This is a genomic window from Arthrobacter sp. NicSoilB4, assembly GCF_019977335.1.
Lineage (GTDB): Bacteria > Actinomycetota > Actinomycetes > Actinomycetales > Micrococcaceae > Arthrobacter.
The window spans coordinates 2,105,549-2,125,897 of record NZ_AP024653.1; the positions used below are offsets into that span (position 1 = coordinate 2,105,549).

A 20,349-nucleotide genomic window follows, 5' to 3' on the forward strand; every position below is an offset into this window, starting at 1 on the left:
GTTGCGCCGACACAGGGCTGAGTGCCGGAAGTCGTTGATTCACTACGTTGAGGGAGTGCACCAGTGCAGGAAACCACAGCCAACCAGGTAGCAGCCAACGCCACGTCCTCCTTCACCGAACATCTGCAGCGCCAGCGCCCCGATTTGCTGCCGTTCGGCCAGCAGCTCGGGGCGGGGGCACCAGCGGCGGGCACGGCGCCGCTGCAGGCGCCGCACGGGACCACAATCGTCGCGCTTAGCTATGCCGGCGGCGTGCTGATGGCAGGGGACCGGCGCGCCACGATGGGCAACGTCATCGCCAGCCGGCATATCGAGAAAGTCTTCCCGGCGGACCAGTATTCGGTGCTCGGCATCGCCGGCACCGCGGGCATCGCCCTCGACATCACCCGGCTATTCCAGGTCGAACTCGAACATTACGAGAAGATCGAAGGGACGCTGCTGAGCCTGGACGGCAAAGCCAACCGTCTCGGTGCCATGATCCGCAGCAACCTTCCGATGGCGATGCAGGGACTCGCGGTGGTGCCCCTGTTCGCCGGCTTCGACCGGCCGGCCGGCGTCGGACGCCTGTTCTCCTACGACGTCACCGGCGGCCGGTACGAGGAGCAGGAGCACCACTCGGTCGGTTCGGGCTCGATGTTCGCCCGCGGCGCGCTCAAGAAACTCTGGCAGCCCAACCTCACCGAGGAGGAGGCCGTCGCCGTCGCCGTCGAAGCGCTTTACGACGCCGCCGACGACGACTCCGCCACCGGCGGCCCGGATCCCGTCCGGCAGCTCTGGCCGGTGGTTTACATCGTCAACCGAACAGGCGCCTACCGGGTCCCGGAGCGCGAGCTCGCGGCGATGGCCGGCACCATCATTGAATCCAGGGCCGTGGCCCAGCGGGAGGCCTGAGATGACCCAGCAGTTCTACGTATCGCCCGAACAACTGATGAAGGACCGCGCGGATTTCGCGCGGAAGGGCATCGCGCGCGGGCGCTCCGTAGTGGTCATCAGCTGCCGGGACGGGATCGCCCTCGTGGCCGAGAATCCGTCCCCTTCGCTGCACAAAATCGGGGAAATCTACGACAAGATCGCGTTTGCGGCCGTGGGCAAATACAACGAATTTGAAAGCCTCCGCCAGGCCGGTGTGCGCTACGCCGACGTGCGCGGCTACTCCTACGACCGGGAGGACGTCACGGCCAGGGGCCTCGCCAGCGTCTACGCGCAGAGCCTGGGGGCCGTGTTCACGGCAGAACAGAAACCCTTCGAGGTGGAACTGGCCGTCGCCGAGGTGGGGAACTCCCCGGAAGAAGACCACCTCTACCGGCTGACCTTCGACGGGTCGATCGCCGACGAGAACGGCTTCATCGTGATGGGCGGCCAGGCGGACAAGGTCTCGGAAGCCGTGGCAGCGGGCTGGCAGGGCCAACTCGATTTTGCCGGCGCCATCAGGCTCGCCCTGTCCGGCCTCGTTGCGGACAAGGAAACCACCACGCTGCCGGCATCGGCCGTGGAGGTGGCCGTCCTGGACCGCGGCTCGGAAAGCAGCCGCGGCACCCGCCGCGCCTTCCGCCGGCTTGAGGACGCAGACATCACGGCATTGCTTGCTGAGGAGAACTGAGATGGACAAGCGAATTTTCGGCATCGAAACAGAGTTCGGGATTTCCTATTCGAGCCCGGAGTCCCGCCCGCTGGCACCCGAAGAGGTGGCCCGCTACCTGTTCCGCAAGGTGGTCAGCTGGGGGAGGTCCTCCAACGTATTCCTGACGAACGGGTCCAGGCTGTACCTCGACGTCGGATCCCACCCGGAGTACGCCACCGCCGAGTGCGACGACCTCGCCCAGCTGATCGCGCACGACCGGGCGGGCGAACTGATCCTGGACGACCTCGTCGACGAGGCCCAGGAACGGCTCGCAGCGGAGGGCTTCAACGGCACCGTCTACCTGTTCAAGAACAACACCGACTCCGCCGGGAACTCCTACGGCAGCCACGAGAACTACCTCATCCCGCGGCGCGGCGAGTTCTCCCGGCTGGCCGAGATCCTGATCCCGTTCCTGGTGACCCGGCAGCTGATCGCGGGCGCCGGCAAGATCCTCAAGACCCCGCACGGAGCCACGTTCGCGTTCTCCCAGCGTGCCGACCACATCTGGGAGGGCGTTTCCTCCGCCACCACAAGGTCCCGCCCGATTATCAACACCCGCGACGAGCCGCACGCCGACGCCGAGTTCTACCGCCGGTTGCACGTGATCGTGGGGGACTCCAACATGTCCGAGACCACGGCGCTGCTCAAGGTCGGAACCGTCGACCTGATCCTGCGGATGATCGAGGCCGGCGTCATCATGCGCGATATGCGGATGGAGAACCCCATCCGAAGCATCCGGGAAATCTCACATGACCTCAGCGGACGTGCCCTGGTCCGGCTCGCCAACGGCCGGCAGCTCACCGCCCTGGAAATCCAGCGCGAATACCTGGGCAAGGTCACGGCGTTCGTTGCGGAACAAGGCGCCCACAACGCCCACGTCCCGCTGATCCTGGACCTCTGGGAACGGACGCTGGACGCGATCGAAAGCGGCGACACCAGCAAGATCGACACCGAAGTGGACTGGGCCATCAAGAAGAAGCTCATGGACAACTACCGCGAGCGGCACAACCTTGGCCTCGACGCTCCCCGGATCGCCCAGCTGGACCTGACCTACCATGACATCTCCCGGACCCGCGGGCTTTACTACCTGCTGCAGTCCCGGGGGGCCGTGCGCCGCGTGGTGGACGATACCGCGGTCAAGGACGCGGTGGACGCGCCGCCGCAAACCACCCGCGCCAAGCTCCGCGGCGACTTCGTCCGCCGGGCACAGGAACTGGGACGCGACTACACCGTGGACTGGGTGCATCTGAAGCTCAACGACCGCGCCCACCAGACCCTGTTGTGCAAAGACCCGTTCCGCAGCGTCGATGAGCGCGTCGATGCCCTGCTGAACTCTATGGGCTGATACCCAGCTTTCCGCGTTATTCTGGAGGGGTGCCGTTCGCGGCCAACGCTTGCTTTGCCGCTGGCAACTGCCCGGCGAGGCGTCCATCCTGCCCCGACGAAAGTTCTTAAGTGCGCCGACTACTAGCAATCCTTCTTCCCGGACTTCTGCTGCTGACTGCCTGCGGCGGCGGCGAACCTGCCGCACCGGAACCCACCAGCCAGTCCGCCGGTGAGACCGCCAAGCTGGACTCCGTCAAGCTGACGGAGAACGGCGACAAGAAAGCGCCCGGCGTTGAATTCGCCAAGCCCCTCGAGGTCAAGGAACCTACCGTCAAGGTGCTCAAGGAAGGCGACGGTGACCGGGTCAAGGCGAACCAGATCGCTTCCATTTCCATCGTTGCCCTGAACGGCAAGGACGGCTCCACCCTGGAGGACACCTTCCCGAAGGATCCGGAAGAGCTCGAACTGAACGACGAGCTCAAGACCAGCAGCGCCGTCATCTACAACGCCTTCGTGGGCGCGAAGGTTGGCTCCCACCTGGCACTCGCCGTTCCCGGCGCTGCGGCCGCCGAGGGCGCCGAAGCGCAGCCCACCCAGCTCCTCGTCGTCAAGGTGCTCTCCGTCAAGGACGCCCCGCCGGTGCTGGACAAGCCCGAGGGTGAAACTGTCACCCCGCCGGCAGGCCTGCCGACCGTCAAGGACAACGACAAGGGCACGCCGGAGATCTCCGTCGAAGGCGTCGCCGCCCCGACCGCACTGGTGTCCCAGGACCTCATCAAGGGCACTGGCCCGCAGGTCAAGGAAACCGACACCCTCACCGTGAACTACGTCGGTGTGGCGCTGGCCGGCGGCAAGGTCTTCGATTCCAGCTTCGAACGCGGCGAGAAGGCCACCTTCCCCCTCACCGGTGTCATCAAGGGCTGGACCCAGGGCCTCGCCGGCAAGACGGTCGGCTCCCGCGTCCTCCTCGTGATCCCCAAGGACCTTGCCTACCCCGACGCCACGGCTGGCAGTGGCCAGCCTGAAGGCGACCTCGTCTTCGTCGTCGACATCCTCGGCGTCAAGTAACCACCACACCTGCACCACCACCACCCAAGCCACGAAGGAGCAGCCATGTCATTTGGACAGCGCAACATCGACCGCCAGAAGCCGGAAATTGAGTTCCCCGAAGGCGACGTGCCCACCGAGCTGGTCATCACCGACCTGATCGAAGGCGACGGCGCCGAAGCCAAGGCCGGGGACACCGTCTCCACCCACTACGTCGGCGTGGCCTGGTCCACCGGCGAAGAGTTTGACGCCTCCTGGGGCCGCGGCGCACCGCTCGACTTCCGGGTCGGCGTCGGCCAGGTCATCCAGGGCTGGGACCAGGGCCTGCTGGGCATGAAGGTCGGCGGCCGCCGGCGGCTGGAAATCCCCTCCGAGCTGGCTTACGGCTCGCGCGGTGCCGGCGGAGCGATCGGCCCCAACGAGGCCCTGATCTTCGTCGTCGACCTCGTCGGCGTCCGCTGAGCAACTAGGACACTTCAACGGCTGCCGTACTGACCGGCCGCCGCCTGAAGCACAAGCGCGGTAACAATCGGAAAAGTTCTTCCGGCTGTTGCCGCGCTTTTGTCAGTTTCGGGCAGGGACTTTAGTACCCTTGCGGGGTGTCCGCCTCACGTACAGAACGCCTCCTGAACCTGCTCATCGCGCTGCTCAACACCACCTACGGCCTGCGCCGCAGTGAGCTGCGGGACAAGGTCTACCGCGACAGCACCAGCAGCGACGTCGCCTTCGGCCGGATGTTTGAACGCGACAAGGGCGAACTCCGGCACTTCGGCTTCGATGTCGAGACCGTCATGGACAAGGGCTGGGGATCGGACGATCCGGCTACCACCCGCTACCGGATCGGCAAGGAATCCAACCGGCTTCCGGATGTCGACCTCACCCCGGCCGAGTGCACCGTCCTTATCCTCGCGGCCCAGCTCTGGGAGCATGCCGCCCTCGGCTCCGCGGCCGTAAACGCCGTACGCAAGCTCCAGGCCTCCGGCGGGCTGGTCGACGCCGAGCTCCCTGCCGGGGTACAGCCACGGATCCGTCCCGCCGGCCAGGCCTTCGAAGACCTGGTCGCCGCCATGCACGCCCAGCACCCGGTCAGCTTCCGCTACCTCGCCGGCAGCACCGGCAAGGAAGAGGAGCGCCTGGTGGAACCGTGGGGCCTCGGCAGCCGCTTCGGCCAGTGGTACCTCGTCGCCCAGGACAGGACCCGCGGGGACAAGCGCTTCTTCCGCCTCTCCCGGCTCACGTCCGCTGTCACCGTGCTGGAGAAGGAATCCTTCACTCCGCCGGCGGACTTTAACGTGCGCTCCGAACTGGCCTCACTGGCGGAGCTGCCGGTCAGCACCGCGGTGCTGGACGTCCAGGCGGGCAGGCTGCACGGGCTCCGCAGCCGGGCCCTCAGCGCTCCCGTTCCGGAACCCGGCGCCGGGCTGCCCAAGGCGGGCCGCGACCGCCTCAGCGTGCCATACCGGGACGCCGAGACCCTGGCCGAGGAACTCGCCTCCTACGGGCCCCGGGTCCGCGTGGTGTCCCCGCCCGAGCTCGTCACGTCCGTGCGGCGCCGTCTGGCGGCCGCCGAACATTTCGCCTCGGCCCCCGTCCCGCCGGTCGCCTTCCCGCCGGTTTCCTCCCTTGCAGGTGCCGCACCCCGGCGCGGCCGCAAACGCACCTCCGAGGACCAGCTGGCCCGGATGCTGCAGCTCGTGCCGTTCCTGGTGCACAACCAGGGCCTTCACATCAGCGAAGTGGCCGCGAAGTTCGGGATCACCCGCAACGAACTGGAGGCGGACCTGCGGATCCTGATCTGCTCCGGCCTGCCCGAGGGCTACCCGGACGACCTGCTGGACATCCAATGGGACGACGACCACGTCACGATCACCCAGGACCTGGACCTGAAGCGGCCGGTCCGCTTCACCGTGGAAGAGGCCTGCGCCCTGCTGACGGGGCTGGAAACGCTCAACGGCCTGCCCGAACTTGCCGAAGGCGGCGCACTGGAATCCGTCACCCTCAAGCTCATGGCCGCGGCAGGGGAGGAAGGCCTCAAGGCGGCAGCCCTGTCCGCGCCCGAGGTGGGACCCGGAAACTCCGCAGCCCTGGAAACGGCGCAGGGGGCAATCCGGACGGGCGCCCAGTTGCGGCTGCGCTACTTCTCGCCGCTCCGGGACACCGTCTCCGAACGTGACATCGACCCGCTGCGGCTCTATTCGCTGGATAACACGTGGTATCTCGAGGCTTACTGCCATTCCGCGCGGGGCCTGCGCAACTTCCGGCTGGACCGGATCGAGGCGCTCGAACCCAACGGCCGGCCCGTCTCGGAGTCGGCCACGCCCGGCGACAGTTTCCCCGTCAAGCTCTTCACACCCAACGACGACGACGCGGTGGTAGTGGTTGAACTCACCCGCCGCGGCGCAGGCCTCGCCGATGAGTACTACGCGGAGCGGACGGCGGAACTGCCTGACGGCGGGCTCTTGGCCGAAATCCGCTTCGGCAGCACCGACTGGCTTCCGATGTTCGTCGCCCAGCACGGCGGGACTGCCCGCATCATCCAGCCCGACGAGCTGGCGGCAACCTCCCGCCAGTGGCTGTCCGCCGCCCTCGCCCAATATGAAGACTAGCCAGCGCGGCGGTTAGACTACTCAGCATGCCTTGGTGGTCCTGGATCGTGATTTGGATAGCGCTTGTCGCGCTGTCGCTGTTGTTCTTCGTTGTGCTCGGCGTCCGGCTGTACCGGCAGTTCATGGCCGCGGCCAAGGAGCTCGGGGAAGCGGGCGAGCGGTTCTCCGCCGTCACGTCCGGCCCAGGCACCTTCGGTTCAACCGCTGTTCATGTCGGCCGCGTAGGCTCGGACGGCGGTGACGCGGGGGACGGATCCGGCACGCTGCCGGAACCCGGTTCCGCCGTTTTTGCCTCACCGATGCAGATGGGACATGATTACCGCGCATCCAAATTCGCCCGTCGGGAAGCCCGCCGCAGGCGGCGGGTCCAGCGCAAGACGGACCGCGGCCAGCCCCAGCGGCTGAGCGACATCGAATTCAATAAGACATAGACGTAGGATGTATTTCAACGAAAGGACCTCCCGCCATGAGGCTTGAAGGCTGGCATCTCATCATCATCATCATTCTGGCACTGGTGCTTTTCGCTGCCCCGAAGCTGCCGGGCATGGCCCGGAGCCTCGGCCAGTCGATGCGCATCTTCAAGTCGGAAGTCCGGGAGATGAAGAAGGACGGCGCCACGGACGCCGCAGACGGCTCCGACCCCGTTGAGGGCCGTGTCGTGAACCACCCGAAGTCCGCCGGCACGGAGACCCGCGCCGGAGACGGAACCGACGTTCCGCCGCCGAACCGCGCCTAACACCGCGTGGCAGTAACCATGAGCCGCCGGTCGAACCCCGAGGGGAGGATGGCGCTCCTCGACCACCTGAAAGAACTGCGGAACCGCCTCTTCAAGTCGGCGATCGCCGTCGTCCTCGGAACCGTCATCGGGTTCCTTGTCTACCAGCCCATGCTCGCGGCCCTGATCAAACCGATCAGCGACCTCAACACCCATGAGGGCCGGCAGGCCACGCTGAACTTTGACGGCGTGGCGAGTTCCTTTGACCTGATGATCCAGGTGTCCGTCTTCCTGGGCCTGATCGTCGCCAGCCCGGTCTGGCTGTACCAGCTGTGGGCCTTTATCGTCCCCGGCCTGCACAAGAAGGAACGGCGGCTCGCGCTGTCCTTCGTGGCGGCCGCTGTCCCGCTGTTCGTGGGCGGCGTGCTGCTGGCCTGGCTGGTGCTTCCGAACGCTGTCCGGGTGCTTACCGATTTCACCCCCTCCGGGGGCTCCAACTTCATCAGCGCCCAGGTCTACCTGTCCTTTGTGCTGCGGCTCCTGCTGGCATTCGGCATCGCTTTCCTGTTGCCGGTGGTCCTGGTCGGGCTGAACCTGGCCGGCATCATCAAAGGCCGGCAGCTCGTCAAGAGCTGGCGCATCACCGTGTTCCTCGTCTGCCTCTTCGCCGCCATGGCCGCACCCGGAGCGGACGCGATGAGCATGTTCTACCTTGCCGGCCCCATGCTGCTCCTGTTCTTCGCCGCCATCGGGCTGTGCCTGCTCAACGACCGACGGCGCGAACGGCGCGCCGTCAAACGCGCCGCCGAGACCGAAGCCACCGCGGACCAGGCGACTCCCAGCTCCGAGCTGGAGAATCTCTAGCCGAACGCGCACTAGGCTGGAAGCATGTCCTCACTACCCGGGCCGGAATCGCCGTCTGAACGCTACCGAGCCAGTGCCGAGCGGGCCGCAGAAGCCAAGACCTATCTGGGCGGCTTTATCCGCTCGCTCGCTTTCGAACTCGACGACTTCCAGCGCGAGGCCTGCCTTTCCCTGCAGGCCGGGCGGGGCGTCCTGGTGGCCGCCCCCACGGGTGCCGGCAAGACCATTGTGGGGGAATTCGCCATCTACCTCGCGCTCCAGCGCGGGCTCAAGGCGTTCTACACCACCCCGATCAAGGCCCTGAGCAACCAGAAGTACTCGGAACTGGCGGACAAGTACGGTGCCGACCGGGTGGGGCTCCTAACCGGAGACACCAGCATCAACGGCGACGCCCCCGTGGTGGTCATGACCACCGAGGTGCTCCGCAACATGCTTTACGCAGACTCCAGCACCCTGGCGGACCTCGGCTTCGTCGTGATGGACGAGGTCCACTACCTGGCGGACCGCTTCCGCGGCGCGGTGTGGGAAGAAGTCATCATCCATCTGCCCAGCGAGGTCCAGGTGGCCTCGCTCAGCGCGACCGTCTCCAACGCCGAGGAATTCGGCGCCTGGCTGGACACGGTGCGCGGCCAGACCGACGTCATCGTTTCGGAGCACCGGCCCGTGCCGCTCTGGCAGCACGTGATGGTGGGCCGGAAGATCGTGGACCTCTTCGCCGGCGACACCACCTTCGATGAGATCGCCCCTGCCGTCGGAACGGACGCGTCCACTGCGTCCACTGCGGCCGCCAGCACGGACAAAGCGGCCACTGGCGCCGTCATCACCGAGCGTCCGGGCTTTGAGGTCAACCCCGAACTGCTCTCCATGGCCCGCGCCGAAAGCCAGATGAACTTCCGCGGCAGGTTCGGCCACGGCGGCCGCAACCAGCGGCGCCAGCGCAACCAGCACAGCCAGCGGGACGACGCCCAGCCGGCCGGTGCCCGCAGCCCGGTCCGGAAGGCCAGCCGCCCCCAGGTCATCGCCAGCCTGGACCGGCAGGACCTGCTCCCGGCGATCACCTTCATCTTTTCCCGCGCCGGCTGCGACGCCGCCGTCGCGCAATGCGTCGCCGCCGGGCTCTGGCTGACCACCGAGCAGGAGCAGCTCATCATTGCCCGGCGCGTCGACGAGGCAGCGCAGGACATCCCCTCCGACGACCTGGACGTCCTGGGCTTCTGGAGTTGGCGCGACGGGCTCCTCCGCGGACTGGCCGCCCACCACGCCGGCATGCTGCCCACGTTCAAGGAAGTCGTCGAGAAACTTTTCGTCGACGGGCTGGTCAAGGCCGTGTTCGCGACCGAAACACTGGCGCTCGGCGTCAACATGCCGGCGCGCTCCGTCGTGCTGGAGAAGCTCGACAAGTTCAACGGCGAGGCGCACGTCAACATCACCGCGGGCGAATATACCCAGCTCACCGGCCGCGCCGGCCGGCGCGGGATCGACGTCGAAGGGCACGCCGTCGTCCTGTGGCAGCCCGGCACGGATCCGGCGTCGGTGGCCGGCCTCGCATCGCGGCGCACCTACCCGCTGAACTCCAGCTTCCGGCCCACGTACAACATGTCCATCAACCTTCTGGCGCAGTTCGGCCGGCCCCGGGCGCGGGAGATCCTCGAGTCCTCGTTCGCCCAGTTCCAGGCCGACCGTTCCGTCGTCGGACTGGCGAAGCAGGTGCGCAGCCGCGAGGAGTCCCTGGCCGGCTTCAGCAAGGCCATGACGTGCCACCTCGGCGACTTCACCGAGTACTCCCGCATCCGGCGGGCGCTCACCGACGTCGAGAATAATGCCTCCAAGACCAGTTCCCGGGCCAGGAAGTCGGTGACCGAGGATTCGCTGAGCCGTCTCCTTCCCGGCGACGTCGTGGATGTTCCCACCGGGAGGGCGCCCGGGCTCGCCGTCGTCCTCAGTTCCGACCACCACTCCCGCGAGCCGCGGCCCGCCGTGATGACGCTGGACAACCAGCTGCGCCGGATCGGCACCCAGGACGTGGAGGGGCCTCTGGCCCCGATCACCCGGGTCAGGATCCCGAAATCCTTCAACGCCAAGGTCCCCAAGTCACGGCGCGACCTGGCGTCCTCGGTCCGCAACGCACTGCGGGAGAACCGGCCGCCGGCCCCGCCGAACCGCAACGACGACTTCGGCCGCGCCGCGGCCCTCCCGGACCAGGAGAAGAAGATCGCGGAGCTGCGCCGGGAGCTCCGCGCCCATCCCTGCCATGGCTGCAGCGAACGCGAGGACCATGCGCGCTGGTCGGAGCGCTACTGGAAGCTCCGCCAGGAGACCGACGGTCTGGTCCGCCAGATCCAGGGCCGCACCAACACCATCGCCAAGACCTTCGACCGGGTATGCGGCGTCCTGTCCAGCTACGGCTACCTTGAAACCTCCGACGCCGGAGTGCTCACCATCAGCCCCGACGGGCAGCGGCTGCGCCGGATCTACGGCGAAAAGGACCTGCTGATTTCCCAGGCCCTGCGGCTGGGCGCCTTCAACGACCTCGACGCCGCCGAGGTCGCCGCACTGGCCAGCGTCCTGGTCTACCAGGCCAAGCGTGAGGACCGCGGACTCCGGCCGAAAATGCCGAGCGTCTCCCTGGAGTCCGCCGTCGACATTGTGGTGCATGAGTGGTCCGCCCTGGAGGACACGGAGGAAGCCAACAAGCTCCCGCTGACCGGTGAACCCGAACTGGGACTGGTCTGGCCCATCTTCAAATGGGCCAAGGGCAGGCACCTGCAGGACGTCCTCAGCGGCACGGACCTCGCCGCCGGCGACTTTGTCCGGTGGGTGAAACAGGTCATCGACCTGTTGGACCAGCTGGCAAAAATCCCGTCCCTGGACCCGCGCGTGGCGCGGCTGTGCGGGGAAGCGATCAAACTCATCAAACGCGGCGTCGTCGCGTATTCCTCTGTGGCCTGACCGCCGCCGCCGGACGCCCGGCAATAACGCCCCCACCGTCGTCGAACACGCCCGGCCCCCGCCGGCCACCAGTGACCAAGGAGTCCCCGACCCATGACCGATTCACCGGCCGCCCCCGCACCACACCAGGTAACGCTGTACCGGAACGGTTCCGTCTACACCGCCGCCGATCCTTTCGCTACGGCGATGCTGGTCGACGGCGACACGGTCGCCTGGGTGGGCTCGGAGCAGGCAGCCACATCCATTGCCGATTCCTCGATGAAGGTCGTTGACCTGCACGGCGCACTCCTGGCTCCCGGCTTCGTCGATTCCCACGTCCACCTCACCGAAACGGGAATCGCCCTGGACTCGCTGCAGCTCGGCGGTGTCCGCTCGGGCCGGGAACTGCTGGACGCCGTTGCCGGCTATTCCGCTTCCAGCGCGGGAGGCACCGTGCTGGGCCACGGCTGGGACGAGACGCGGTGGGCGGACCCCACCTTGCCGTCGCGCGAAGAGCTGGAACGCGCCGCCGCCGGGCGGCAGGTCTACCTCTCCCGGGTCGACGTGCACTCTGCCCTGGTGTCCTCCTCGCTGGCAGCGGCCGCCGGGCTCGGCGGAACGGACGGCTCCGGCGCGGGTGGCCAGGTCAAGCTCGCCGCGCACACGGCCGCCCGGCTTGCGGCTCGCAGGCTGCCCTCCGCGGCCCTCCGCGGGTACCAGCAGCGGGCCCTGGCCGAGGCGGCAGCCAACGGTTACGTCGCGCTGGCGGAAATGGCGGCGCCGCACATCGGCAGCATCGAAGACCTGCAGCTTGCCGCGGCCTGGAACACCGGGCCGGATACTGTTCCCGAGATCCTGCCCTATTGGGGTGAGCAGGCCACCTCGGCCGACCACGCCCGGTCCATCCTGGACGGGCTGGGGGTGCCCGTGCTGGGGCTGGCGGGGGACTTGAACCTGGACGGCTCGATCGGGTCGCGGACCGCTGCGCTGCGGGCGGACTACAGCGACGCGCCGGGGGAGCGGGGCAACCTGTACCTCTCGGTCGCGGCGGCCGCAGCCCACCTCGCGGCGTGCTCGCTTCTCGGGGTCCAGGCAGGCTTCCACGTCATCGGCGACGCCGGCCTGGATGCCGCGCTGGACGCGTTGGACCTGGCCGCGGCGGAAGTCGGAGAGCAGAAGGTCCGCGCCGCCGGCCACCGGCTGGAACACGTCGAGCTCGCAGACGCGGAATCCATCGGCCGGCTGGCCCGATACTCGGTGACGGTCAGCGCGCAGCCCGGCTTCGACGCTGCCTGGGGTGGAGACTCGGGTCTCTACCGGCAACGCCTGGGGGACCGCCGGAACGGCATGAACCCCTTCGCTTCCTTCTACGCCGCCGGCGTTCCGATCTGCTTCGGCAGCGACAGCCCGGTGACGCCGTTGCGGCCGTGGGCCAGCGTCCGGGCCTGCCTGCAGCACAACAACCCCGCCGAACAGATCTCCGCCCGCGCAGCTTTCCTCGGACATACGCGGGCCGGCTGGCGGGCCGCCCGGTACCGCAACCCCATGGCGGGCCAGCTGGTACCCGGCGCCCCCGCCAGCTTCGCCGTCTGGGAAGTCGAAGAACTCATGGTCCAGGTGGCCGACGGCCGGGTCCAGTCCTGGAGTACGGACCCCCGCGCGCGGACCCCGCTGCTGCCCGCCTTGGATACCGGCTCCGAACCGGTCTGCCTGCAGACGGTGAGGGATGGCCGGGAACTGTTCTCCAGCGGCGCGCTCCGGGACTGACGGCCACCGCAAACCGCCGGTCCGGCACCGAAACTTCACCGGCGGCGAGGCGCTGCTGACCTGCACCGATGGATGAAACGGCAGGTCACGGTCCGGTTGACAGATCAGGGCCTGCCCGTAGCATTGAGGGGCAACGGAGGGTTGCGCGGACTGCGGCCTCCGGACGTCCCCCGGTCATTTCCAGGTTGCCGCCAGCGCGGCAGCTTCTCTGGTCGTGGCCATGGGTACTCCCAGGGGGCGGGTCCACTTCGCAGCAGAAAACGGTTCCGGCGGCGTTTTTCGCGGTCCGCCGCAACTGGCCCGAAGCGGGTGGACCTGCCCCGGTAACGGGCTTAGGCCTTCGAGGGTCCGGCGACTCCCTATAATGGAGAGTTGCGCCTGGTGTCCGCTCACCGCAGACCGCCCGGCGCTTGACCGCTCCCTCCAAGGAAAGGCCCGCTGTGCGTGTCCTCACGATCATCCCGACCTACAACGAGCTGGAATCGTTGCCCAAGACGCTCGGGCGCCTCCGCACTGCCGTGCCCGGTTCCGACGTTCTGGTTGTCGACGACAACAGCCCTGACGGCACCGGGCAGCTGGCGGACCGAATCGCCGCAGAGGACAGCCAGGTCCATGTCCTGCACCGCGCCGGGAAGGCCGGACTGGGAGCCGCCTACATCGCCGGTTTCAAGTGGGGACTCGAGGCCGGCTATGACATCCTCGTGGAGATGGACGCCGACGGCTCGCACCAGCCCGAGCAGCTTCCCCAGCTGATCGAGGCCGTGGAACAGGGCGCCGACCTCGCGATGGGCAGCCGCTGGGTGCCCGGCGGCAGCGTCGTCAACTGGCCGCTGTACCGCCAGGCGATCTCCCGGGTGGGCAGCACCTACGCGCGGCTCATGCTGGGCATGAAGATCAAGGACGTCACGGGCGGTTTCCGCGCGTTCCGCCGGAGCACGCTGGAGAAACTGAACCTGGACTCCGTCGACTCGGTCGGGTACGGCTTCCAGGTGGACCTGGCCTGGCGCGTGGCCAAACTCGGACTGACGATCGTCGAACGCCCCATCACCTTTGTCGAGCGTGAGCTGGGCGCGTCCAAGATGAGCGGCAACATTGTGGTCGAAGCGATGGTCAATGTCACCAAGTGGGGCCTGGCCGCCCGCTGGAACACGCTCTCCGGGAAGCTTCCCGGCAAATTTGCCGGCAAGAAGGCCTAGGCGCTGCCGGCGTAAACAGCCAGGCGCTGACGGCATAAGCAAAAGGCCGGGCCCGCACCGTTGCAATAACGGTGCGGTCCCGGCCCTCTTTTTAACGCAACGCGGGGTCACTTCCCGCCCATCCAATGCCTCGGGATGGGCCGGGAGTGACCCCGCGTGGCTTGAAGTGGCTGAGCCTACTGCCTAGGCCGAGCGGCGTTCGCCGCGGCGTTCGCGCAGGATCGTGAGGCGGTCTTCGAGGATCTGCTCGAGTTCAGGCAGCGAACGGCGTTCCAGGAGCATGTCCCAGTGGGTGCGGACTGCCTTCTCATTGAGGTTCACGGGGCGTTCGCCATCGACGAGCAGGGCTTCCTTGCCTGTTTTCGAGACCCAGACCGGGGGGATTTCCGCTTCGGAGGAGAAAGTCACGAATACCTGCTCGCCGTCCTCGCAACGGTACTCAACGCGCTGGCGCGGAGCCGGTTCGACGCCGGATTCGGTCTCCATGCTCTGTGCGCCAAGGCGCATACCCCGCAGGCTGCGATCGCTCATCTTCTCTCCCTCTATTCGGTCCGCAGGATCGTGCCCTGCGGTGGCCGGGGGCCGTGAGGCCGCACCGGACTGCTGTTTGCCTTGCGCTGGATACTGGATCCGTGCCGGAAAAGTCGTCACAGGATTCAACGCTTAGCGAAGCTAAATTGTTCCACCGGACTGAACCAGCCGGACAAATATTCAAGTATACGGGCTTTCGCCACACCGGGTAAAGCCTGCGTCCGGCGCATGCTGTTACAGGCAGCAGAACGGGGAGGCATCCGCAGTGCGGATGCCTCCCCGTTCCTTCGTGCGCTTAGGCTTCCGGTGCGGCCGGGCGGGCCGCCGCGGGTTCCGCCGCGGCGTCGGAATCCGGGCCGAACAGCCCGGCATTGGGCTGGCCGTCCTTGCTGCCGCCCAGCGCGCTGCCGATGCCCTTGAGGGCTTCGCCGACTTCGCTGGGGATGATCCACACCTTGTTGGCCGATCCCTCGGCGATCTTCGGGAGGGTCTGCAGGTACTGGTAGGCCAGGAGCTTCTGGTCCGGGTTGCCCTTGTGGATCGCGTCGAACACCTTCTGGATGGCCTGGGCCTCGCCGTCGGCCCGGAGGATGGCCGCCTTCGCGTCACCCTCGGCCTTCAGGATCGAGGACTGCCGCTGGCCCTCCGCCGTGAGGATGGCGGACTGCTTGGTGCCTTCCGCGGTCAGGATGGCGGCGCGGCGGTCACGCTCGGCGCGCATCTGCTTCTCCATGGAGTCCTGGATGGAGTGGGGCGGATCGATCGCCTTGAGCTCCACCCGCGAGACGCGGATGCCCCAGCGGCCGGTCGCCTCGTCCAGCACGCCGCGGAGCTGCCCGTTGATCTGGTCACGCGAAGTCAGGGCCTCTTCGAGGTTCAGGCCGCCGACGACGTTGCGGAGCGTCGTCGTCGTGAGCTGTTCGACCGCCTGGATGTAGTTGGCGATCTCGTAGGTGGCAGCGCGCGCGTCGGTGACCTGGAAGTAGACCACGGTGTCGATCGAGACCACGAGGTTGTCCTCGGTGATCACCGGCTGCGGCGGAAAGGAGACCACCTGTTCGCGCAGGTCAAGCAGCGGCAGCAGCCGGTCCACGAACGGGATCAGGATCGTGAGGCCGGGGTTCAGCGTCCGCTGGTACTTGCCCAGCCGTTCGACGACGCCGGCCCGGGCCTGCGGGACAATCCGCACCGACCGGACCAGCACGATAATTACGAACGCAACGAGAACCAGCAGCACGATTGCGACTGCGATATCCATACATCACCTATTCCCCAGATTTGGTCTTGCTATGGTGTGCGGCGGTGTCCCGCCGCGGGCCCGGCGCCGATGCCGGCCGCCGGAATTCTTGCGGGCGCTATTGGATCGCGGTTTCCGGCTGCGGGGCGACGACGGCGGTGGCGCCGTCGATCGCGCTGACGATCGCATGCTGGCCCGGGGACAGGACGCCGGTCTCCGAGCGGGCGCTCCAGACGTCGCCGCCGATTTTGACCAGGCCGCCGCTGGCGCTGACGGGCTCCATCACGAGGGCGGATTCGCCGATCAGGCGTTCCACGTTGCTGCGGCGGTCGGCCGGGCCTTTATGGAGGTGTTTGAGCGCGACGGGCCGTACGAAACCGATCATCAGGAGGGACACGACGCAGAAGGCCACGATCTGCAGGCCAAGGTCGGCGCCGGCCAGGGAGGCGACCAGCCCGGCGAGGGCTCCGCCTCCGAGCATGATGAAGAACAGGTCCAGGGTGATCATTTCCACCACGGCAAACACGAGGAAGACCGTGAGCCACAGGGCCCACCAGTTTTCAGGTAGCCATTCGAACATCTTTCCCCCTTGCCCCGCGGGCTGCAGGCGCAGACCCTCAGTAACTATGGTTCCATCCTAAGCCGAACGGCCAAGGCTGCGGAGGGCAGCGGAATTCAGCCGGCGAAAGTGGCCAAGTCGTTACCTTCAGGTAACCCGCGGACTAGCGCCGCGGCTCGAAAACGCTGATCCGGAACCGGGCCGACACGGCTGTCCGCGGCGGAAGTCCGGCCGTGCGGGTCGCCAGGGTTCCGCGGTCCAGATGGTGTCCGGCCGGGCCCATGAGAGCCAGCCGGGCGACGTCGTCCGGGGACAGCGAGAGGGGGATGTCCAGCCGGTCGGCGGAGAGCGGCGCGAAGTGTCCTTCGAGCGAAGCCGCGAGCCGTTCGTCCTTCGCCGGGTCGATGCCGAGCAGTCCGGCCAGGGCGGCCACTTCCTCCAGGTGGCCGGCCCGGGGGGTCACCACGATGAGCCGGCCGCCTGCGCGCAGCACCCGTGCGAACTCCGCCGCGTTGCGCGGCGCGAACACCACGGTGACAACGTCGACGGCGTCGTCACCGACGGGCAGTGGCTGCCATACATCGCTGACGATGTTCATGGCTTCCGGGTTTAGCCTGGCGGCCCGGCGGAGGGCGAACTTCGAAATATCCAGGCCGATCGCTTCGACGGACGCCACGTTCAGCGCCAGCCGGTCCAGCAGTGCCCGGAGGTAGTGCCCGGTCCCGGTCCCGGCGTCCAGCACTGTCCCCGGCCGTGTCGCGACAACGCCGGCGAGTGCCGCAGCGGCCAGTTCAGCCACGGCGTCGGCAAGGGGCCGGTAGTGGCCGGCAGAGAGGAAGTCGAAGCGGGCCGCCACCATGTCAGCCGTGTCCGCCTCGAAAACCGTGCCCTTGCCGACGAGGAAATTGAAGTATCCCTGTTTCGCCGCGTCGAAACTGTGCCCGGCCGGGCACACCAGGGCCCGGCCCGCGGCGCCGCCCAATTCCAGGCGGTCCCGGCAGACCGGGCACAGCAGGGGGGTGGCGGAGGCGGGCATACTCTCCATCCTAGGGCGGTGCGGCCCGGGGCCCGACCCGCGGCAGCCCGCCACCGCGCCGTTGCGGATTCCAGGCCCCGGTTCGAGGGCTGCCCCGTGAGCTATTTCACAGCCGGGGAAACTGGGGCTAGGCTCGCACTCGTGAAATCCGAACATCTGCCGCTGCTGAATTCCGTCTCCGCCCCTGCCGTGCATCCGGACGGCGCACGCGCCGTGGTGTCCGTTCTGCGGCCCGACTTCGACGCCGATGCGTACGTCGGCCAGCTGTGGGCGGTGCCGCTCGGCTCCGGCCAGCCCCCGCGCCGCCTGACCCGCGGATTCCGTGACACGGCGCCGGATTTTTCGCCGGACGGCCATGTGCTGGCGTTCCTTCGCGCCGCTGCCGGCGGCAAACCCCAGCTCCACATCGTGGAGGCTGAAGGCGGAGAGCCGCAGGCCGTCACCGATGCACCGCTGGGTGTCTCCGGGTTCGCGTGGTCGCCCGATTCCCGCCGCATTGTCTACAGCGCCCGGACCCCTGAGGACGGCCGGTATGGAAGCACGGAAGGGGTTTCCGCCGGCGGCGAGGACGCCCGGCTGATCACCGACTACCAGTACCGGATGAACGGCGTCGGATACACGGCAGACAAGCCGGTGCAGCTCTTCCTCGTTATCGTTCCGGAGCTCGGGGCCGAGCCCAAGGTGGCGCCCAAGGGGCGGGCCTTGAAAGCCAGCACCGCGGCTGCGGCCGGGGACACCGCTGACCGTGGCAGCTCCGCTGCGTCCGCCGGCCTGTTGCCGGCCGCGCAGCAGCTGACCTCCGCGGCCGCCGACCACAACGGCGCGGCCTTCAGCACCGACGGGCGCGCCGTGTTCTTCACGGCCGCCCTGCATGAAGGCAGCGACTCCGACCTCGCCAGCGGCATCTACCGCATCACACTTGGCGACGGCGACGGCGCCGGGGGAGGGGAACCGGAGCCCGTCGCACCGGCCAACACGGGCCGGCAGAGCGTCCACGCCGTCCGCCAGTCCGAGGACGGGCAATGGCTGTTCTTCCTCGCCCAGGACATCGGTGATTCGGGCCAGGACTTCGTGGCCCGCAACACCGCGCTCTACGCCGTGCCGTCAGGGGGCGGGGACGCCACCTTGCTCAGCAACGTCGAGACCATGGACCTCGGCTGCAACGGCAGGATCGAACTGCGCGGGCCCGACTCCGCACTGCTGCTGAACAACGCCGGCGGAACCGTCGAGCTGCACGAGTTCCAGGCCACCGGGAGCCACCAGGTGCTGGTCCACGGCGGCCGGGCAGTCACCGGCGCGGCCGCCCGCGGAGGTTCGCTCGTGGTCAGTTTCGCCGACGCGGCGACCGCCGGGGACGTGGCGGTGCTCGACGGCGGGCAGCTCCGCGTCCTGACGGATTTCTCGGCACAGCTGCGCTCCGACGCCGGAATCATCGAGCCCCTCGAGCTCACGTTCCCTTCCGCCGACGGCTACCCCGTCCATGGCTGGCTGGTGAGGCCGGCGGGACAGGGACCCCACCCGGTCCTGCTGAACATCCACGGCGGCCCGTTTGCCCAGTACACCGGGGCCCTCTTCGACGAGGCCCAGGTCTACGCCGCGGCAGGCTACGCCGTCCTGATGTGCAACCCCCGCGGTTCCGCCGGCTACGGCCAGGCGCACGGGCGGGCCATCAAGGAAAAGATGGGCACCTTGGACATGCAGGACGTCCTGGCGTTCCTCGAGGGGGCACTCGGCAAGTTCGAGGAGCTCGACGCCGGGGCGCTCGGCATCATGGGAGGCTCCTACGGCGGCTATCTCACCGCCTGGACCATCAGCCACGACCACCGCTTCAAGGCCGCCATCGTGGAACGGGGCTACTTGGATCCTGTGAGTTTCATCGGCTCCTCCGACATTGGCTGGTTCTTCGGCGGGGAGTACACCGGCCGTTCCGCCAATCAGATGGCCGCACAAAGCCCGATGGCCCGGGTGGAGCAGGTGCGCACACCGGCCCTGGTCATCCACAGCGAGGAGGATCTCCGGTGCCCGGTGGAGCAGGGCCAGCGGTACTTCACCGCCCTTAAACAGCTGGGCGTGGAGGCCGCGTTCCTGGTCTTTCCGGGGGAGAACCACGAACTCTCGCGCTCCGGGACGCCGCACCACCGCAAGCAGCGCTTCGATGAGATCCTGCGGTGGTGGTCGCGCTACCTTCCGACGACGGAAAACCCGGCCCCGGCGGTCCGTTAGTAGGGCCTCGTACACCGCCGCGGCCGGTCAGTCGCCGGGCAGGAACCCCAGTTCCTTCCGGGCGAGGCTGATGTCCGGTTGCGCCCAGCGCGCGGAGTACTCGGCGTTGCTGCTGATAGAGCGCAGCTCGGCACGATCCAGGTACAGGATGCCGTGGACGTGGTCTGCTTCGTGCTGGACGATCCGCGCCTGCCAGCCGCTGAATTCCCGTTGCTGGGTGCTCCCGTCCGGGGCGGTGAAGTCGAGCAGCACCTTTTCTGGCCGGGATACCGCCGCCTGCAGTCCGTTCAGGGAGAGGCATCCTTCGTAGAACGCCACGGTGGAACCGCCCAGCGGCTGGTAGGTCGGGTTGAGCATGGCGAAGAAGGGCAGCGCCTCCCGTCCGCGGACGGCGGCGACCTCGGGGTCGACGTCGAATTGGTCCTCGAGCACCGCGATCTGGAGCGGAATGCCAAGCTGGGGGGCCGCCAGGCCGACGCCGGGTGCCTTGTGCATGACGCTGCGCATGAGGTCGATCAGCTGGCCAAGTTCGGCGCCGCTCAGCTGGCCGGCAAAGGGCGCGGCGAGCTGCCTGAGCACCGGATGCCCCGCCTGGACAATCGTGGGAAGCACCCCTGCGGTGAGCACTTGCTGGACGGTTTCTTGGATGCGGGCGGCGCTGAAGTCAGTCGGCTTGGCGTCAGGAGACATGCC

At 67.9% G+C, this 20,349-nt stretch carries 18 protein-coding genes; 13 read left to right on the top strand and 5 right to left on the bottom strand.

Going from position 1 to position 20,349, the window contains the following annotated elements; translation table 11 throughout:
• Positions 1-63 precede the first annotated feature (63 nt).
• The 12 genes from prcB (at position 64) to LDO13_RS09540 (ending at position 14,070) form a co-directional block, all read left to right on the top strand.
• Positions 64-891 (top strand): proteasome subunit beta, encoded by an 828-nt coding sequence (prcB, locus tag LDO13_RS09485; protein WP_224046523.1) that lies wholly within the window; start codon positions 64-66, stop codon positions 889-891.
• Position 892: 1 nt separating this feature from the next.
• Positions 893-1,600: a proteasome subunit alpha gene (gene prcA / locus LDO13_RS09490; RefSeq protein ID WP_224046524.1), complete on the top strand. Its 708-nt coding sequence runs from the start codon at positions 893-895 to the stop codon at positions 1,598-1,600.
• A 1-nt stretch (position 1,601) separates the two neighbouring features.
• Positions 1,602-2,966: a Pup--protein ligase gene (gene pafA, locus LDO13_RS09495; protein WP_224046525.1), complete on the top strand. Its 1,365-nt coding sequence runs from the start codon at positions 1,602-1,604 to the stop codon at positions 2,964-2,966.
• A gap of 110 nt (positions 2,967-3,076) precedes the next feature.
• A complete protein-coding gene (locus tag LDO13_RS09500; RefSeq protein WP_224046526.1) occupies positions 3,077-4,015 on the top strand; it encodes an FKBP-type peptidyl-prolyl cis-trans isomerase in 939 nt (312 codons plus the stop codon).
• A gap of 45 nt (positions 4,016-4,060) precedes the next feature.
• Positions 4,061-4,456 carry an FKBP-type peptidyl-prolyl cis-trans isomerase gene (locus tag LDO13_RS09505; RefSeq protein ID WP_224046527.1) on the top strand — a complete coding sequence of 132 codons (396 nt, stop codon included), beginning with the start codon at positions 4,061-4,063 and terminating at the stop codon, positions 4,454-4,456.
• 137 nt (positions 4,457-4,593) lie between these two features.
• A complete protein-coding gene (locus LDO13_RS09510; protein ID WP_224046528.1) occupies positions 4,594-6,600 on the top strand; it encodes a WYL domain-containing protein in 2,007 nt (668 codons plus the stop codon).
• A gap of 26 nt (positions 6,601-6,626) precedes the next feature.
• Positions 6,627-7,031 (top strand): hypothetical protein, encoded by a 405-nt coding sequence (locus LDO13_RS09515; RefSeq protein ID WP_224046529.1) that lies wholly within the window; start codon positions 6,627-6,629, stop codon positions 7,029-7,031.
• A 35-nt stretch (positions 7,032-7,066) separates the two neighbouring features.
• Positions 7,067-7,336 (top strand): Sec-independent protein translocase subunit TatA, encoded by a 270-nt coding sequence (gene tatA / locus LDO13_RS09520; RefSeq protein WP_224046530.1) that lies wholly within the window; start codon positions 7,067-7,069, stop codon positions 7,334-7,336.
• 48 nt (positions 7,337-7,384) lie between these two features.
• Positions 7,385-8,179: a twin-arginine translocase subunit TatC gene (gene tatC, locus LDO13_RS09525; RefSeq protein WP_224049744.1), complete on the top strand. Its 795-nt coding sequence runs from the start codon at positions 7,385-7,387 to the stop codon at positions 8,177-8,179.
• 24 nt (positions 8,180-8,203) lie between these two features.
• Positions 8,204-11,128, top strand: coding sequence for a DEAD/DEAH box helicase (locus LDO13_RS09530; protein ID WP_224046531.1), 2,925 nt, complete (start codon positions 8,204-8,206; stop codon positions 11,126-11,128).
• 93 nt (positions 11,129-11,221) lie between these two features.
• Entirely contained in the window at positions 11,222-12,874 is a 1,653-nt protein-coding gene (locus LDO13_RS09535) for an amidohydrolase family protein (RefSeq protein ID WP_224046532.1), read from the top strand.
• Positions 12,875-13,314: 440 nt separating this feature from the next.
• Entirely contained in the window at positions 13,315-14,070 is a 756-nt protein-coding gene (locus LDO13_RS09540) for a polyprenol monophosphomannose synthase (protein ID WP_224046533.1), read from the top strand.
• 183 nt (positions 14,071-14,253) lie between these two features.
• On the opposite strand, the gene LDO13_RS09545 is transcribed toward LDO13_RS09540, so the two are convergent.
• The 4 genes from LDO13_RS09545 to LDO13_RS09560 form a co-directional block, all read right to left on the bottom strand.
• Positions 14,254-14,601: an RNA polymerase-binding protein RbpA gene (locus LDO13_RS09545; RefSeq protein WP_056429445.1), complete on the bottom strand. Its 348-nt coding sequence runs from the start codon at positions 14,599-14,601 to the stop codon at positions 14,254-14,256.
• 295 nt (positions 14,602-14,896) lie between these two features.
• Complete coding sequence (locus LDO13_RS09550; RefSeq protein ID WP_224046534.1) at positions 14,897-15,859, bottom strand: SPFH domain-containing protein; 963 nt, start codon at positions 15,857-15,859, stop codon at positions 14,897-14,899.
• A gap of 97 nt (positions 15,860-15,956) precedes the next feature.
• Positions 15,957-16,418, bottom strand: a complete 462-nt coding sequence (locus LDO13_RS09555) for an NfeD family protein (RefSeq protein ID WP_224046535.1) — start codon at positions 16,416-16,418, stop codon at positions 15,957-15,959.
• A 142-nt stretch (positions 16,419-16,560) separates the two neighbouring features.
• Positions 16,561-17,433 (bottom strand): methyltransferase domain-containing protein, encoded by an 873-nt coding sequence (locus LDO13_RS09560; protein WP_224046536.1) that lies wholly within the window; start codon positions 17,431-17,433, stop codon positions 16,561-16,563.
• Between the two features lie 141 nt (positions 17,434-17,574).
• Between LDO13_RS09560 and LDO13_RS09565 the strand changes: the two genes are divergently transcribed.
• Positions 17,575-19,656, top strand: a complete 2,082-nt coding sequence (locus LDO13_RS09565) for a S9 family peptidase (RefSeq protein WP_224046537.1) — start codon at positions 17,575-17,577, stop codon at positions 19,654-19,656.
• A 27-nt stretch (positions 19,657-19,683) separates the two neighbouring features.
• Here the strand turns inward: LDO13_RS09565 and LDO13_RS09570 are convergent, their stop codons facing one another.
• Positions 19,684-20,346, bottom strand: coding sequence for a peptide deformylase (locus LDO13_RS09570; RefSeq protein WP_224046538.1), 663 nt, complete (start codon positions 20,344-20,346; stop codon positions 19,684-19,686).
• Positions 20,347-20,349 lie beyond the last annotated feature (3 nt).